The organism is Sphingobacterium suaedae, assembly GCF_042684625.1.
Taxonomy (GTDB): domain Bacteria; phylum Bacteroidota; class Bacteroidia; order Sphingobacteriales; family Sphingobacteriaceae; genus Sphingobacterium; species Sphingobacterium suaedae.
Genome location: NZ_JBHULR010000001.1, coordinates 273,942 through 289,024 on the forward strand (window position 1 = coordinate 273,942; position 15,083 = coordinate 289,024).

At 42.1% G+C, this 15,083-nt stretch carries 15 protein-coding genes and 1 tRNA gene; 8 read left to right on the forward strand and 8 right to left on the reverse strand.

Features of this window, described 5'->3' with window-relative positions; genetic code table 11:
* Window positions 1–16: 16 nt before the first annotated feature.
* The 3 genes from ACFSR5_RS01200 to ACFSR5_RS01210 form a co-directional block, all read right to left on the reverse strand.
* Window positions 17–90, reverse strand: a tRNA-Ala gene (locus tag ACFSR5_RS01200).
* Window positions 91–97: 7 nt separating this feature from the next.
* Window positions 98–514, reverse strand: coding sequence for a hypothetical protein (locus ACFSR5_RS01205; protein ID WP_380899867.1), 417 nt, complete (start codon window positions 512–514; stop codon window positions 98–100).
* A complete protein-coding gene (locus tag ACFSR5_RS01210) occupies window positions 474–1,268 on the reverse strand; it encodes a DUF937 domain-containing protein (RefSeq protein WP_380899869.1) in 795 nt (264 codons plus the stop codon). Before ACFSR5_RS01210 ends, ACFSR5_RS01205 begins: the two co-directional genes overlap by 41 nt.
* A 125-nt stretch (window positions 1,269–1,393) precedes the next feature.
* Here ACFSR5_RS01210 and ACFSR5_RS01215 point away from each other — a divergent pair, with 125 nt between their 5' ends.
* A complete protein-coding gene (locus ACFSR5_RS01215; protein ID WP_380899871.1) occupies window positions 1,394–2,809 on the forward strand; it encodes an alkaline phosphatase in 1,416 nt (471 codons plus the stop codon).
* A 66-nt stretch (window positions 2,810–2,875) separates the two neighbouring features.
* Here the strand turns inward: ACFSR5_RS01215 and ACFSR5_RS01220 are convergent, their stop codons facing one another.
* Entirely contained in the window at window positions 2,876–3,268 is a 393-nt protein-coding gene (locus ACFSR5_RS01220; RefSeq protein WP_380899873.1) for a single-stranded DNA-binding protein, read from the reverse strand.
* A gap of 162 nt (window positions 3,269–3,430) precedes the next feature.
* On the opposite strand from ACFSR5_RS01220, the gene ACFSR5_RS01225 reads away from it, so the two are divergent.
* Window positions 3,431–3,787, forward strand: coding sequence for a hypothetical protein (locus ACFSR5_RS01225; RefSeq protein WP_380899875.1), 357 nt, complete (start codon window positions 3,431–3,433; stop codon window positions 3,785–3,787).
* A 78-nt stretch (window positions 3,788–3,865) separates the two neighbouring features.
* On the opposite strand, the gene ACFSR5_RS01230 is transcribed toward ACFSR5_RS01225, so the two are convergent.
* The 3 genes from ACFSR5_RS01230 to ACFSR5_RS01240 form a co-directional block, all read right to left on the reverse strand.
* Window positions 3,866–4,966, reverse strand: coding sequence for a serine hydrolase domain-containing protein (locus ACFSR5_RS01230; RefSeq protein ID WP_380899877.1), 1,101 nt, complete (start codon window positions 4,964–4,966; stop codon window positions 3,866–3,868).
* 99 nt (window positions 4,967–5,065) lie between these two features.
* Window positions 5,066–5,407 (reverse strand): hypothetical protein, encoded by a 342-nt coding sequence (locus tag ACFSR5_RS01235; protein ID WP_380899879.1) that lies wholly within the window; start codon window positions 5,405–5,407, stop codon window positions 5,066–5,068.
* A gap of 32 nt (window positions 5,408–5,439) precedes the next feature.
* On the reverse strand, window positions 5,440–7,353 hold the full coding sequence (locus ACFSR5_RS01240) for an ABC-F family ATP-binding cassette domain-containing protein (RefSeq protein WP_380899881.1): 1,914 nt from the start codon (window positions 7,351–7,353) through the stop codon (window positions 5,440–5,442).
* 51 nt (window positions 7,354–7,404) lie between these two features.
* Here ACFSR5_RS01240 and ACFSR5_RS01245 point away from each other — a divergent pair, with 51 nt between their 5' ends.
* Window positions 7,405–8,436, forward strand: coding sequence for a quinone-dependent dihydroorotate dehydrogenase (locus ACFSR5_RS01245; RefSeq protein ID WP_380900303.1), 1,032 nt, complete (start codon window positions 7,405–7,407; stop codon window positions 8,434–8,436).
* Window positions 8,437–8,552: 116 nt separating this feature from the next.
* Here ACFSR5_RS01245 and lysS read toward each other — a convergent pair whose 3' ends face one another.
* Window positions 8,553–10,271, reverse strand: a complete 1,719-nt coding sequence (gene lysS, locus ACFSR5_RS01250; protein WP_380899883.1) for a lysine--tRNA ligase — start codon at window positions 10,269–10,271, stop codon at window positions 8,553–8,555.
* 266 nt (window positions 10,272–10,537) lie between these two features.
* Between lysS and ACFSR5_RS01255 the strand changes: the two genes are divergently transcribed.
* From ACFSR5_RS01255 to ACFSR5_RS01275, 5 genes are all read left to right on the forward strand, one after another.
* Window positions 10,538–10,786 carry a type B 50S ribosomal protein L31 gene (locus ACFSR5_RS01255; RefSeq protein WP_093096812.1) on the forward strand — a complete coding sequence of 83 codons (249 nt, stop codon included), beginning with the start codon at window positions 10,538–10,540 and terminating at the stop codon, window positions 10,784–10,786.
* Between the two features lie 76 nt (window positions 10,787–10,862).
* Window positions 10,863–12,068, forward strand: a complete 1,206-nt coding sequence (locus ACFSR5_RS01260; RefSeq protein WP_380899885.1) for a putative sugar nucleotidyl transferase — start codon at window positions 10,863–10,865, stop codon at window positions 12,066–12,068.
* A gap of 5 nt (window positions 12,069–12,073) precedes the next feature.
* A complete protein-coding gene (gene tpiA / locus ACFSR5_RS01265) occupies window positions 12,074–12,841 on the forward strand; it encodes a triose-phosphate isomerase (RefSeq protein WP_380899887.1) in 768 nt (255 codons plus the stop codon).
* Window positions 12,842–12,844: 3 nt separating this feature from the next.
* Window positions 12,845–13,687, forward strand: a complete 843-nt coding sequence (prmA, locus tag ACFSR5_RS01270; protein ID WP_380899889.1) for a 50S ribosomal protein L11 methyltransferase — start codon at window positions 12,845–12,847, stop codon at window positions 13,685–13,687.
* A gap of 2 nt (window positions 13,688–13,689) precedes the next feature.
* Window positions 13,690–15,060, forward strand: coding sequence for a Mur ligase domain-containing protein (locus ACFSR5_RS01275; RefSeq protein WP_380899891.1), 1,371 nt, complete (start codon window positions 13,690–13,692; stop codon window positions 15,058–15,060).
* Window positions 15,061–15,083 lie beyond the last annotated feature (23 nt).

Here is a 15,083-nt window from a genome sequence, read left to right on the forward strand (position 1 = left end):
CGTTGTCCAAGCTTTGTGGAGAATATCGGAGTCGAACCGATGACCTTTTGGCTGCCAGCCAAACGCTCTAGCCAGCTGAGCTAATCCCCCTTAAAAATCATCCAAATATAGGATTTAATATCGAATAGTCAAGTGTCGGATCGGAAATAATTAGTTCGGATAATTGATCTAAATCGGCGTCAGTTATTCGGTTGCCCATCCCTTTGTTAAAAGATTTGCTGAGTATCAATGCGGTATCTTTTCGCTCAGCTGTATCAATAAGTTGGCTACCGCTGTAAAAGTTAGTTAATGAAGTTGCAAAAGAAACGAAGGTTTCTAAAGTAAAGGGACGTTTTTGCAGAAGGACATGATGCATGTACTTCTCAAAATCGCCGATAATCATATTGTGTTGTTGTGTGGTCATCGGCACAAAAATAGGATTTATCGCTGACACCTCGTGTAGGGATTTAAGGATAGCCTGCGATGCTTTACCGCTATTGGTTTTGGAGCGTGTCCCGTTCGGTGCTTGGATCATTTTTACCTTGACATCCTCTGCCAAAGAAAAACCATGCCGCTATAAGAAGTCCTAGAACGATGATCCACCATACATTTGATCGGCGCTGTTGCTTGCCCACCGTCTCAGGAGTGTGCACAATGGATTGCCTGTTGTCAGATCCTTGTCGGGGAGAAGTGTGTGTGGGGTCGATGATGGCATCTGCGACTGTGACGGGGGGCACACCTGTATGCATACCATGATCCATGCGGGTATCTACTGTTAAGGTATTTAAATCGGGTGATAACGCATCTTGAATGCCTAATTGATTATCCTGTAAAACGTTACGGATGTGATCGGACCGCCAATCTGATCCTCCTCGTGACAGAACCGAAAATACAGCGGGAAGGGTGGCGGACAGTAATACGTTTGTCGCATGTGCAGGAACGCCCATAGCATGTTGTAGTGTGTCAAAAATAATATGTGCATTCCCACCGAAAATCTGTTGCTGTAATTCGTCGTGCAACAGGTGAGGTGCTGTCATATATTCTAAGGTGGAGTCTCCATTGTCGAAGACATTGCCTGCATCGAACCCACCGAAAGTTGATTTCGCGCGATCTACGATAAGATGGAGTGTTTGTTGGTCTTTTCGTTGTAATGCTAACAATACCGTCGGGATTATGTAATCCAACCCCTTTTTAACATCGCCGGGTGTTTGTTGAACATTCATGGCGATCTTATTCAGCATGTCCGGAGTGAAGAGCGCTTCGGTCGCATCAATCAGTATGTTTTTCATAACTTTCCGATTATAGTTTCGTTTAGTTGAACAATTTGTAGTATCTTTTGTTTTTGCTTTCTCATTGTAACCTTAACACTGAGTTTATATGAACATCGTATATTTACCGGATAAAAACTTTTGAAATGAAGAGAACCAGTTTACTTTTTTATCTTTTTTTAATTTTTACGCAAGCCGTATCCGCACAACAAAGGCCTAAGTACATTTTTTTTATGATCGGCGATGGTATGGGACTTAACCAAATCAATCTTACGGAGGTGTTTTTAGCTGCGCAGGAAGATCGTAACACGGTATTTCCGCTTGTCTTTTCTACATTCCCCCATGCAACTTTTGCGACATCTTACTCGCTATCACACGGTGTCACAGATTCCGCTGCGGGGGGTACCGCCCTCGCTGTGGGCAAAAAAACAAAGAATGGCGTTTTGGGAATGGACAGTGCGGGAACCGTTTCCTACAAAAGTATTGCGTTTGCGGCGAAAGAAGCCGGATTAAAGGTTGGTATAACGACCTCGGTGAGTATAGATCATGCTACCCCGGCTTCATTTTATGCTCACCAGCCGAGTCGTAACATGTATTACGAGATCGGTCTGGATCTTCTGAAATCAAACTTTGATTTTTTTGGTGGAGCAGGATTTTTACGTCCGGATCAAACCTATAAGAAAGAAAGTGCGCCGTCTTTATATCCTCAATTTGAGCAAGCAGGGTATACATTAGCTTATGGACAGGACGGTTATCAAGCTGTAAAGAACAAGGCAAACAAAACGATTCTCATGAATGTAAAAGGCTCTGACTCGGAATCACTGAAATATGCGATTGATCAACAAGCAGGCGATTTGAATCTCGCTCAAATCACAGATGCAGCCATCGAATCGTTGACTAGGAATAATGAGAAGGGATTTTTCCTTATGGTGGAAGGAGGGAAAATCGATTGGTCGTCTCATGCCAATGATGCAACCACAACTATCCGAGAAGTTCTTGATTTCAATGAGGCCGTGAAACGAGCTTATGATTTCTATCAAAAGCATCCACAAGAAACGTTGATTATTGTCACGGCTGATCACGAGACGGGAGGAATTGCCATTGGCAACGGAAGCAGCAGGCTGAATACAAAGATACTGGCCAATCAAAAAGTATCGCAAACTGCGCTGTCCAAACTGTTGAACGAGTTACGAACAGCGCAAAGCGAGGTGCAATGGGAGCAGGTTAAAACATTACTGAGCAATCATCTAGGCTTGTTTTCTGCTGTTCCGATTACGATGAAGGACGAGGATATGTTGAAGGGAATTTTTCAGAAGAGTTTTGTAAATCACGAGGAAGAAACTGCGAAAAGTTTGTATGCGAACGATGATAAACTGGCTTCAGAAGCTGTTAAAATATTGAACAAAGCAGGTTCGATCAGTTGGGCATCCGGAAATCATTCTGCCGCTTATATTCCTGTTTTCTCGATAGGCGTGGGTTCGGAACTATTTGCCCATAAAATGGAAAACACGGACATTCCTAAGAAACTGGCAGATCTTCAAGGATGGAAAATTGGCGAGTAGATGCAAGGGGTTAAAAAAAAAGCCGCCATGAATCAGAACATGGCGGCTTTTTTATAGTTGCTACCATCAATATGGGAGTTCTTCTGCCTCTTGCTCATCACCTGAAGCAATTTTTTTCGGTGCATTAGGCCCCTCTAATACCATAAATTGTTGCACTCGAATGTCGACAACTTCGCGTTTAATGTTATGGACGTCGACGTATTCCCGATAAATGAGCGAACCTTGAATCATCAACTTAGTTCCTTTTTTTTTGTTTTTTTCGAGTTTGTCCGCAAGTTTTCCCCAAAACACCAGGTTGTGCCAATACGTAATTTCGATCCAGTCGCCCTGACCGTTTTTGGAGTACTCATTGGTGGCGAATCGAACATTCGATACCCTTGTTCCTTGCGTGGTTGTTTTGATCTCTGCGTCTCCGCCCAAACGTCCAATCAATTGGACTGCATTAACTAACGTGTTCATAATGTTAAATTTTAATTGTAAATCAGTATACTTTGTATTAAATTTATATCGTCAATCGTTTTGATTGCTAATTCAAAGTTGCGAAGACTCAAAGGGGGAGTCGGTAGTTAACCAATTAGATACGATTATAAGTAATTATAAGCGTTTGCAAATGAATAAATTATGGAACAACGATTTTGCTTAACATGTGGTAGCCCCCTCAAAGGACGTTCGGACAAACGTTATTGTGATGATGGTTGTCGAAATGCGTACAATAACAAATTAAATAGTGTTTCCAATGACCTGATACGGCGGGTAAACGGGATATTGCGAAAAAATAGACGAATTCTAGAGGAGCTTTTGGGTAGCGAAAGGATGCTGAAAATCTCCCGTGAGAAGTTATTGGCCAAAGGGCTGGAATTTGCATATTTTACAAATCAGTTTTCAAATGCCAAAGGTCAGGTCTACACGTTTATTTATGATTACGGCTATTTGGTTTTGGACAAGGATCTTTTCTTGCTTGTCAGACAAAAAGATTGATATCTCGATCAGAGACTGTCCATCTTAACTTCCTGCGTCCGGTTGGTGCTGAAAACCATGCGCTTAGTACACATCCAACTAATACAAAGCAGCGATCTGTGGAAACAACTGTTCCCAGTTGACTTCTCCTGTCTTTTTACCTAGACGGACAATGATGAGGTGCTTTTCGGGGTGGACATAGATATATTGGCCGAGAAGCCCATCTGCTAGAAAGTCCCCATTTTTTGTTGGGAGCCACCATTGATATTGGTAAAACCACGCACTTCCATCGCTAGAGTCTTGCTTTGTTGATTCTGTTACCCATTTTTCGGATACAATTTGCTTTCCGTTCCAATTTCCATTCTTTAAATAAAGCCTACCCAATTTTGCAAAGTCACGTGCCCGGGCATTTATACAGCAAAACGTTTTTTCTAAACCGTTTTCCGTTCGGTCCAGACTCCAGGATGCATTAAACTCCATGCCTAAAGGTTGCCATACTTTTTCCTGCAGGTACGCACTTATCGTACGGTTTTTTAATGCTCGTTCAAGTACAAGTCCCAGTAGTTGGGTTTGTCCGCTGGTATAGCGAAAGCTTTCGCCGGGTGCGTCTTTAAGTTGCAGTTTAGATATTGCTTTGCGCAGATTAGTGCCATAATAAAATGTGGCGACATGGCCAAATGGGTTAGCGTATCCTTCATTGAAGTCTAAACCGGAAGTCATCTGTAATAAGTGACGTATCCTGACGTTTTCGAAGCCATTTGGCCGCAATTCGGGGATATAGTTGGTTATAGGCTCGTCTACGGATTTGATCAATCCTTCGTCGAGCGCAATTCCTATAAGTATTGATGTGATAGATTTGGCCATGGAAAATGATGCCACTATGGATTCCTCGGAATAGCCATCCCAATAATTTTCGTATTGTATACTATCGTGTTGTATAACGAGGAAGGCAACGGTATGGTGATCTTTTAGGAATCTTTCTAGATCATGTTCTTGATGGCCAAGATTTATTTTAGCTGGAATCTTTTGTCGTGTAGCAGTCGGAAATATGAAAGCCCGTTCAGGAGCTAGGATTTGCCGAGAAGGGAAAATTCGGTAATCGGTTATATTCGCATAGTTGTAATAGACAAAACGTCCTAATTTGCAAGATTGTAATAGCACAAGGCTAAGTGCGAAAGCAAATACGGTTCTGAGGCTCATAGACGTAAATACAGTTAGCTGCGTAGTTAATGCAAGCAAGTTCTGCATTATTTCCAAGAAATCAAAATACCCGTCGCGATCACCGTACGCGATGATTGTTTAGGGGGTGGAAGCAGCTCCCTTATCGCCGAAGGTAACCATAACCATCCCCAAAACAATAACAAGAGATCCAACGATTTGTATCCAAGACAGCGGTTGTTTAAAAAATAAAGCCATGGCAAACTGAACGGTGAGGAAGGTTCCACCTGAACATAAGGCGATGACAATAGGTTGGGAGACCGACTTAAACAATTGGATCAACACCCAACTTGCCGATAACAGAATGATGTTCCCAACGATTAAAGCAATCCAATGGTATTTGGGATGAATCCCTCCATACTTAAAAATGATACTGGAGACAATCTGGCAAGCCCAAAATGTGATGAAATAGATAATCTTCATGTTTCGTTTTGTTATACGTGTGGAGGAGCTGATTAATTTTCGAGTTCCATAATCTCCTCAGCCAGTTGTTCCCAAGACAACTGCAGCTGTTCGAGTGTTGCTTTTGTCGAATTGTAGCTTCGTGTAGCATCCTGAAGTTTTTGAGCATCCGAGTAAATCATCTCGTTCGCTAAGTCTGTTTCTAATATCGTGACGAGTTGATCGACTTCCGTAATTTTTGCTTCTATCTGGGCGAGTTCTTTGTGTTTTCGTTGCAACAATCGGTTCTTGTCCTCACTAGGTGCGGTTTTTTCTTTTTTATGTTCTTCTTTAACTATTTTTTTCTCCTGTTTAGACGCTGTTCTGACGGGACGTTTTGCATTCCATTCTTCATATTCTTCGTATGTTCCGGGGTATTCTTTGATGTCTTTATCTTCAATAAACCATATCTTATTTGCGACATGATCCAAGAAATAACGATCGTGGGAAACGACTATAAATGTACCCTCATATTGTTGTAGCGCTTGGATTAGGATGTTGACTGATGCCATGTCTAAGTGATTTGTTGGCTCATCCAGCACCAAAAAATTCGCGTCGGCGGTTAGTGCCTTAGCAAGAGCAACGCGCGATTTCTCGCCGCCGGAAAGCACCTTAATTTTCTTGAAAACATCATCTCCTGTAAATAGGAAACACCCCAATATGGAACGTAATTCCGTTTCGGTATGTTTGGGTGCGAAAGCGACAAGTTCTTGTAATAAGCTATTCTCTAGGTGAAGTGCTTCAAGCTGATGTTGGGCGAAGAAGGTTTGGGACACATTGTGTCCCTTTGTGCTTTTTCCTTGATATTCCGTGTCTGCGTCTGCAACAATGCGCAAAAGAGTAGATTTTCCTTTTCCGTTCGCACCGATGAGCGCAATTTTATCCCCTTTTTCGATAATAGCACTGGCGTTTCTTAAAATCTCTAGATTAGGATATGATTTGGATACATGTTCCAGTGTAACGACATGGCGTCCGGATGGTTTAGAGAACTTGAAGCTAAAATTAACGACCGGATTGTCATCGTCAATATCGTCGATTTTCTCCATGCGGTCCAATGCCTTAATGCGGGACTGCACCATTTTAGCTTTGCTGGCCTTGGCGCGGAAACGCTCGATCAGCTTTTCTTCTTGTTTTATTTTAGCTTGTTGGTTTTTATATTGGTTGCTTTGAATTTCTTCCCGCAGCGATTTTTCTTCCAGATAGAACGAATAGTTTCCGGCATAGACGGTGAGTTTTCCTTTGCGAGATTCTACCGTCTTATTGATGATACGATCGAGGAAATAACGATCGTGCGACACAATGACTATGGAGCCTTCAAAAGACTGCAAATATGTTTCTAACCATTTGATTGAGGGTAAGTCTAAGTGGTTGGTTGGCTCATCGAGTAAAAGGATATCGGGTGTCTGTAGCAGTATCCGGGCAAGCATGACACGCATCCGCCATCCGCCGGAAAACGTAGCTAACGGTCGAAGCTGTTCGTCTTCAGAGAAACCAAGACCGGCCAAAATTTCGTGCGCACGAAACTCGATGTTATACCCATCCAGCGCCTCAAATTCGGTTTGCTTATCGCTTAGTTTGTTCAGTATGTCGTCCGAATAGTCCGTCTCCAGTTTTTTGAGAAGGTTTTCGATCTCGGCATGGAGTTGGTTTTGACGTTCAAACGCCTCCATGGCCACGTGTAAAATGCTTTTATCCGAATGATAAGAAAGGAGATCTTGATTGAGGTACCCTATCTTCAAATCTTTTGCCATGGAGATTGAGCCCGATGTTGGCGTATAATCTCCAACAATCAATTTTAATAGTGTCGACTTTCCGGCGCCATTAGCGCCAATTAATCCAGCTTTGTCTCCAGGTTTAATATGCCAGTTGGCTTCCTCGTACAAAGCGCGAGAGCCTATTTCGAATGTTAAATTATTAATTGATATCATTTGGCTACAAAAGTAACGAATATTTCTGCTTCTTTGGCTACCTTTGCAGATATGTACAAACTGGTCAAACCTTTATTCTTTACAATGAGCCCCGAAACGGCGCATCACCAAGTCACGGGCGGGCTTCATAGATTTAATAAAATATGGGGAGCAAAGTCGCTGCTAAAATCCATGTATACGGTAGAAGATCCTCGTCTAAACAGAGAGGTTTTTGGTTTGACATTTAAGAACCCGGTTGGCTTGGCGGCGGGGTTTGATAAAAATGCCGAATATATTGAAGACATGATGGGTCTAGGGTTTGGTTTCATCGAGATTGGAACCGTGACGCCCCGTCCACAACCCGGAAATGACAAACCTCGTATGTTTCGTTTGGTAGCCGATGAAGCGCTGATAAACCGAATGGGATTTAATAATCAAGGAGCAGACGTAGCAGCTGGACGGTTACAAAAATTAAAAGATCGTAAAGATCTGATTATAGGCGGAAATATCGGTAAGAATAAAACTACCCCTAACGACGAGGCTGTACAGGACTATATCTATTGTTTCAATGCCCTGTTTGAATACGTCGATTATTTTGTCGTAAATGTGAGTTCGCCGAACACCCCCGGATTACGAGATTTACAGGAAAAAGAACCATTAAAGAAGATCTTGAATACGTTGCAGGATTTAAACCACGCAAGGTATAAACCCAAGCCTATTTTGTTGAAAATAGCTCCTGATTTAACTGATCCTCAGCTTGACGATATCGTAGAAATCGTGACTGAGACAAAAATTGCGGGTGTAATTGCTACCAATACAACCATTTCCCGAACCGGGTTGAAGAGTGATTCTGCGCTGGCCAGTGAGACGGGAGGAGTAAGTGGCAAGCCTTTAGCCAAGCGTTCTACGGAGGTTATCCGATATCTATCGGAGCGTTCGAATCGAGCATTTCCTATTGTTGGTGTCGGTGGCATACATTCTGCAGCGGATGCTATTGAAAAGTTGCAGGCGGGCGCTAGTTTGGTCCAAGTATATACCGGATTCATCTATGAGGGGCCTGCATTAGTGAGTCAAATTTGCAAAGGTCTTCTTCGCAGCATGTAGGATCTTTCTATAGGAAAGTCTGTCTACACGAAAAAAATAATAAGAAAATAAAAAAGCGGCCGTACGAAAGTTGGCCGCTTTTACTGGTTTGTTTTAAAATAGAAGTAAATGAATTATTAACTGAACCAGGCAAGCACCTCTTCCTTGCTCGGCATAATTACATCTAATTTCATCTTTTTGCGCATCCCGCCCAGGTCATTGAATACTTTATTTGGGTTTGCTTCCTTTAGTGCTTCTATGGTGTTGAATCCCATTTTCTGCAAGACCGGAATCCAAGCAGCGGGGACACCCAACGCAATATAGTCTTCATCGGATGCTACTTTCGCAACTTTTTCCGGACGCATTTGCGGAAAGAACAGGACTTCTTGAATCGACGGATTGTTCGTCAGGAACATAATCAACCGATCCATTCCTATTCCTAAACCGGATGTCGGGGGCATTCCGTATTCCAATGCACGGAGGAAGTCTTGATCAATGAACATCGCTTCATCGTCTCCTTTTTCGGATAGACGCAACTGATCCTCGAAGCGTTCTCGCTGATCGATTGGATCGTTCAACTCGGAATACGCGTTTGCAATCTCTTTTCCACATACCATCAATTCGAAACGTTCGGTAAGTTCCGGGTTATCCCGGTGTTTTTTCGTCAAAGGCGACATTTCAATCGGATAATCGGTGATGAAGGTAGGTTGTATATAGTGGCCTTCACATTTTTCGCCGAATATTTCATCAATCAACTTACCTTTGCCCATGGTATCATTGACAGCTATTCCCATGCCCTTAGCTGCTTCCCGAATTTCGTTCTCTGTTTTTCCGATGATGTCGAAACCGGTGAAACGTTCTATCGCTTCCGCCATCGTGACGCGTGGGTAAGGTGCTTTGAAATCTATCTCGTGTTCGCCAAAAACAGCTTTTGTTGTTCCGTTGACAGCTAGTGCACAGTGCTCCAACAAGCGCTCCGTGAAATCCATCATCCAATTGTAGTCTTTGTAGGCCACATAGATTTCCATTGCCGTAAATTCGGGATTATGTGTTCGGTCCATGCCTTCGTTACGGAAATTTTTCGAAAACTCATAGACTCCTTCAAATCCGCCAACAATAAGACGTTTTAAATACAGTTCATTTGCAATACGTAAATACAAGGGAATATCTAGTGCGTTATGATGCGTGATGAAAGGACGTGCAGCGGCACCGCCCGGGATAGATTGTAAAACCGGTGTTTCAACTTCCATATAGCCCGCGTTGTTGAAAAATTCACGCATGGCACTAAACAAACGCGTTCGTTTAACGAAAATATCTTTGTTTTGCGGGTTAACAATCAAATCTACGTAACGCATACGGTAGCGTTGCTCGGGATCGGTAAAAGCGTCGAAAGTCTTCCCATCTGCTTCTTTGACGATGGGAAGCGGTCGTAGCGATTTTGTTAAAATATTGAGCTTCTCCACATGGATCGATATTTCGCCAGTTTGTGTGGTGAATACATATCCTTCCACACCCACAATATCACCAATATCCAACAGTTTTTTAAATACTGTGTTATATAATGTTTTGTCTTCCGCAGGACACAGGTCGTCTCGTTTGACGTATGCTTGTACGCGACCGGTGGAATCCTGAAGCTCCATAAATGAAGCGCTCCCCATTACACGACGGCTCATGATGCGACCAGCCAAACGGATGTTCTTGTAGTTTAGTTTATCTCTCTCGTAGTTCGCTAAAATATCTGCAGCAGAAGCATTCACTTCAAACTCATCGGCAGGATAAGGATTAATCCCCAAATTAATAATCGCTTGGAGGTTTAGCCTGCGTTGCTGTTCCTGTTCGGATAATACAGTACTCATTGTTAATATGTAATATGCTAAATAAGACTGCAAAAGTAGGAAAAAAAGCCCAGTGTAAAGTGACGATGGAGCAAAAATTAAGGAATAATTGCCTGAAATCCACGACCGCTTTAAAAAGTTTCGTTGTTAATAGCTACCTTTGTGCCTTGGAAATATACTGATTGTGCATAAAATAATATGTGTGGATAATTATTGTTTTGTTTTTTTTGAAAATAAAAATTATCTTTGCACCTCGATTGTTGAATATACGTAATCATAAGATAAAAATGAAAAAAGATTTGCATCCATCAAACTACAGATTAGTTGTTTTCAAAGATATGTCTAACGACTACGCTTTCGTAACTAAATCATGTGTAGATACAAAAGAGACTATTACTTGGGAGGATGGTAATGAATATCCATTAGTAAAATTAGAGATTTCTCATACGTCTCATCCATTCTATACTGGTAAAATGAAATTGGTTGATACAGCAGGACGTATCGATAAATTCCGTAGCCGTTACAACAAAAAGTAAGGTAACAGCTACTGCACGTAACTTTGTCCCGGTAAGTTCTCTTATCGGGATTTTTTATGTATTTTTGCCCCTATCTATGCTGGAAGTTGTCTTATATGATCGCGCCGCTTGGCGAGAGCATTTGTTGCCATTTGTGTATACACGGCCGGTAGGCGATCTTCGGGTAGGTATTCTGACGCTACGCGAAAAATGGCAACTTTTTTTAGAGGCTTCTTCGAGCTTCTACACATCTAGCTATCTTACTCAAAAATTCCAAGCTCCAGGACAGGCGGATGTTTATCTAGCTATCCGTGCCAATATTTGTCCATCTTTAGAATTGGTACAGGCCTTGAAACAGTTGGAAGAAGGTAGCGTTCTACTGCGGGGAACTGAATGGATCGCTTATAAGATCGCGATTTGGGATGACGAGCGGATCATCTCCAAATTGAAGAAGGTCATGTTTCACGGAGAGGTAGAACAGATCCGTTATTTGGAAGATATTTTTCTAAAAAACCGTGTGCAGTTAGGTATTGATTATGTATTGCTGACGGAAGGAAAAACATCTGCATTGATAGATAACTCCAATGTGTTATTCGGCGACCAGCTCTTTGTGGGAGAGGGGGTTGACATGAAATGTTGCACCTTGAACACAACAGAAGGACCGATCTACATTGATGATGGCGCTATCTTGGAAGAAGGTGCGCATTTAAAAGGGCCGATTTCGATCGGAAGGAACGCTCGTGTCAAAATGGGCACTCGTTTGTATTCCAACGTGACGATTGGCCCGGGGGCGACTGTTGGAGGAGAGGTAAACAACACCGTTATGTGGGGGGATTGTGCCAAAGGGCACGATGGATATCTTGGGTGTGCAGTGATAGGCGAGGGCTGTAATATCGGTGCAGGAAGTAGTAATTCTAACTTGCAAAACAATTGGTCGGCCGTCAAAGTTTATGATTATGGTGTGGGAGGCTGGCGTTCGACGGGAATAACCAAAGTGGGAACGTTTATGGGCGACTTTTCCATGTGTGGCATCAATTCGTCAATTACTACGGGATGTGTAATAGGCGTGGGGGCGCAGGTTGCAATGTCAAATATTATTCCCAAATTTGTGGCAGACTTCTCTTGGATAACGGATCAGAAAAAGGAGGCCTATGACTGGAGGAAGTTTGAAACCATGATGCATGCGCGAGCAGCTCTGAAAAGGGGAGATTTCGACGCCGGGCATACCATGGTATTGGCGGAGGTTTTTCAAATAACAGCGCAAGAACGAGAAAAATTTATATCAACCAAAACAAAAAAATAACGATTATGCGTAAGAACATTGTAGCAGGAAACTGGAAAATGAACTTGGATTATGAGAAAGGACTTAGTCTTTTTTCGGAAATTGTAAATATGGTGAAAGATGAAGTGGTGGGAAATCAAGAGGTAATCGTATGCAGTCCAGCGATACATCTATCTTCTCTTGCTAAGCTAGCCGCTCCTGTCAAGAATGTCACGGTGGGGGGGCAAAATATACATCAGGCCGAGTCAGGTGCATATACCGGAGAAGTCTCAGCTAGTCAGGTGAAATCTACTGGTGCTGCCTATGTCATTTTAGGGCATTCTGAGCGCAGAGCCTATTTCGGAGAAACGGATGAACTACTAGCTGAGAAAGTGGATGCGGCCTTAAAGCACGATCTTAAACCGATCTTCTGTATCGGGGAAACGATAGAAGAACGAGAAAATGAACGTTTTTTTGAGATTATTCAGTCCCAGCTTGATAAAGGTGTTTTCCATTTGTCGAATGCAGATTTCGGTCAAGTAGTATTGGCTTATGAACCAGTTTGGGCCATTGGCACGGGGTTAACAGCTACTCCAGCACAAGCGCAAGAAGTACATGCGTACATTCGCGAGGCTATCGCAAATAAATACAATCAAGAAATCGCAGATAATACAACTATTTTGTACGGCGGAAGTGCGAATCCGGGTAACGCTAAGGAATTGTTTTCTCAACCTGATATCGACGGCGGTTTGATCGGCGGTGCCTCTTTGAAATCTCGCGACTTTTTGGATATCGTAAAGGTCTTTAACACGTAATAGATGAAATATTCGTCGGTTATATTTACATCTCTAACTATTGAGGAGTGGCAGAAAGACCTATTGGTCTCCTCATTAGCAGAGATTGGTTACGACACGTTCGAAGATGTATATCAAGGGTTTGCCGCTTATATTCCAACGGCAAAACTTGATATACAAGCTTTGGAGACCGTCTTGTTGCATGATACGCAAGGATTTGATGTATCCTATGAAATACATGATCTAGCAGATCAAAACTGGAACACATTGTGGGAAAGTAATTTCCAGCCGATAATTGTGGATAACCTATGTTATGTCCGGGCGACATTTCACCAAGCACAGCCCGATTTGCCTTATGAAATCATTATTGATCCGAAGATGTCATTTGGTACTGGCCATCACCAAACTACGTCGATGATGCTTTCGTTTATTTTGGAGAATGATTTCGACGGAAAATCGGTCTTGGATATGGGATGTGGTACAGGGATTCTAGCGTTGCTCGCAAGGAAGCGTGGTGCACGCGAGGTTTTGGCTGTGGACTATGATGATATCTGTGTGGCGAGCGTGGAAGAGAATAAGCTCCTTAACAACATAGATAAAATCCGGTCAGCACTCGGTTCTAAAGAGCTGTTGGAAGGACTCGTGTTCGACACTATATTGGCGAATATCAACCGGAATATTCTGCTCGATCAACTGGATCAATACAGTGTTAGTACGAAACAGGGCGGCGAACTTTACATGAGTGGTTTCTACGAGGGGGAAGACTTAACTCTGCTGATAGAGAAGGCATCGTCGATCGGATTTGTTTTCGAAAGTAAAAAAGTGTCGGACAATTGGTGTTCGGCAAAGTTTATAAAGGTCGTTTAGGTATGCGCATTCATTTTATTGCCATTGGAGGTGCGGTAATGCACAACTTAGCCATTTCTTTGGCTGGACAGGGGCATCAAGTAAGTGGCTCCGATGATCAAATTGTAGAGCCTTCGAAATCGAGGTTAAAAAAAATAGGATTGTTACCCGCCAAACTCGGATGGTTCCCTGAACAGATCACGGAAGATATCGACGCCGTTATTTTAGGAATGCACGCCGATGTAGATAATCCTGAGCTATTAAAGGCACAAGAACTAAATATAAAGATCTATTCCTTTCCTGAATTTATTTATGAGCAGAGCATGAATAAAACGCGTGTGGTTGTTGCCGGAACTTACGGGAAGACAACGATCATGAGTATGGTTATGCATGTGCTTAAAAAGTTGGGAAGAGACTTTGATTATCTAGTAGGTGCACAGCTAGAAGGATTCGATTCGTTGGTGAAATTGACCACTCATAATAAGTTGATTTTATTGGAAGGCGACGAATATTATGCGTCGCCAATCGATCATCGCTCGAAATTCCATCTTTTTCATCCAAACATCGCATTAATTAGTGGAGTGGAGTGGAATGAGAGTCGAATAAGTATTCAAAAAGAAGAATATTTTCGACAATTCGAAACTTTTGTGGATACCATAAGTGCCAAAGGAACCCTTATCTATAATAAAGATAATAATAACTTACGAGAGATTGTAGAAGATACGGCCGATTGCAAGATTAATCGGCACGGTTACAAATTGCCGGAATACTCGATCAACAAAGGTGTTACTTACTTACACCTGGGCGAAGAGCGTATTCCACTACAGGTTTTCGGAAAATTAAATCTTTCTAATATTGCTGGAGCGTATACTTTATGTGAGTGGCTTGGGGTCAAACGTGTCGAGTTCTACGAGGCTATCAAGGATTTTAAGAGTTCTATACGCTATCTAGAATTTGTAGCAAGCGATAATGAAAGCGTTGTTTATCAAGATTTTAACTTTTCTTCTTACAAGTTAAAAACGAGTATTCATGCCGTTAAAGAGCAATTTCCAGAGCAAGGTTTGGTTACTATTATAGAGTTAAACCCTTATGATGCTCTTGATAAAAATTTTCTTAATCAGTACAGGAGTTCAATGGATGAATCTGATTACGCGGTTGTTCTTGTAAATAAGGACGCTATAAAGGAGAAAAATATATTAATAGGTAATTTAGAAACTGAAATTGCCGAAGTGTTTAATCATCAGAATTTGACATTTTTGACAGATTTGCCCTCTTTAGAGACTTATCTCGAGCGATTTAAATCACTGGGATTCAATTTGTTGTTTATGCTATCGCCTAATCATAACAGTATAAACGTAGTCAGCTTTTCGGATAAGTTTTTTAAAAATTATTAATTATTTTATCGCGGCGTTTTTCT

Bases quoted from the DNA above. Each gene is read 5' to 3' on its own strand.
- ACFSR5_RS01215 (WP_380899871.1), top strand. From the start codon at position 1,394: ATGAAGAGAACCAGTTTACTTTTTTATCTTTTTTTAATTTTTACGCAA.
- ACFSR5_RS01260 (WP_380899885.1), top strand. From the start codon at position 10,863: ATGCTGGAAGTTGTCTTATATGATCGCGCCGCTTGGCGAGAGCATTTG.
- ACFSR5_RS01275 (WP_380899891.1), top strand. From the start codon at position 13,690: ATGCGCATTCATTTTATTGCCATTGGAGGTGCGGTAATGCACAACTTA.
- ACFSR5_RS01210 (WP_380899869.1), bottom strand. From the start codon at position 1,268: ATGAAAAACATACTGATTGATGCGACCGAAGCGCTCTTCACTCCGGAC.
- prmA (WP_380899889.1), top strand. From the start codon at position 12,845: ATGAAATATTCGTCGGTTATATTTACATCTCTAACTATTGAGGAGTGG.
- tpiA (WP_380899887.1), top strand. From the start codon at position 12,074: ATGCGTAAGAACATTGTAGCAGGAAACTGGAAAATGAACTTGGATTAT.
- ACFSR5_RS01205 (WP_380899867.1), bottom strand. From the start codon at position 514: ATGATCCAAGCACCGAACGGGACACGCTCCAAAACCAATAGCGGTAAA.
- ACFSR5_RS01255 (WP_093096812.1), top strand. From the start codon at position 10,538: ATGAAAAAAGATTTGCATCCATCAAACTACAGATTAGTTGTTTTCAAA.
- ACFSR5_RS01230 (WP_380899877.1), bottom strand. From the start codon at position 4,966: ATGAGCCTCAGAACCGTATTTGCTTTCGCACTTAGCCTTGTGCTATTA.
- ACFSR5_RS01225 (WP_380899875.1), top strand. From the start codon at position 3,431: ATGGAACAACGATTTTGCTTAACATGTGGTAGCCCCCTCAAAGGACGT.
- ACFSR5_RS01240 (WP_380899881.1), bottom strand. From the start codon at position 7,353: ATGATATCAATTAATAATTTAACATTCGAAATAGGCTCTCGCGCTTTG.
- ACFSR5_RS01245 (WP_380900303.1), top strand. From the start codon at position 7,405: ATGTACAAACTGGTCAAACCTTTATTCTTTACAATGAGCCCCGAAACG.
- lysS (WP_380899883.1), bottom strand. From the start codon at position 10,271: ATGAGTACTGTATTATCCGAACAGGAACAGCAACGCAGGCTAAACCTC.
- ACFSR5_RS01235 (WP_380899879.1), bottom strand. From the start codon at position 5,407: ATGAAGATTATCTATTTCATCACATTTTGGGCTTGCCAGATTGTCTCC.
- ACFSR5_RS01220 (WP_380899873.1), bottom strand. From the start codon at position 3,268: ATGAACACGTTAGTTAATGCAGTCCAATTGATTGGACGTTTGGGCGGA.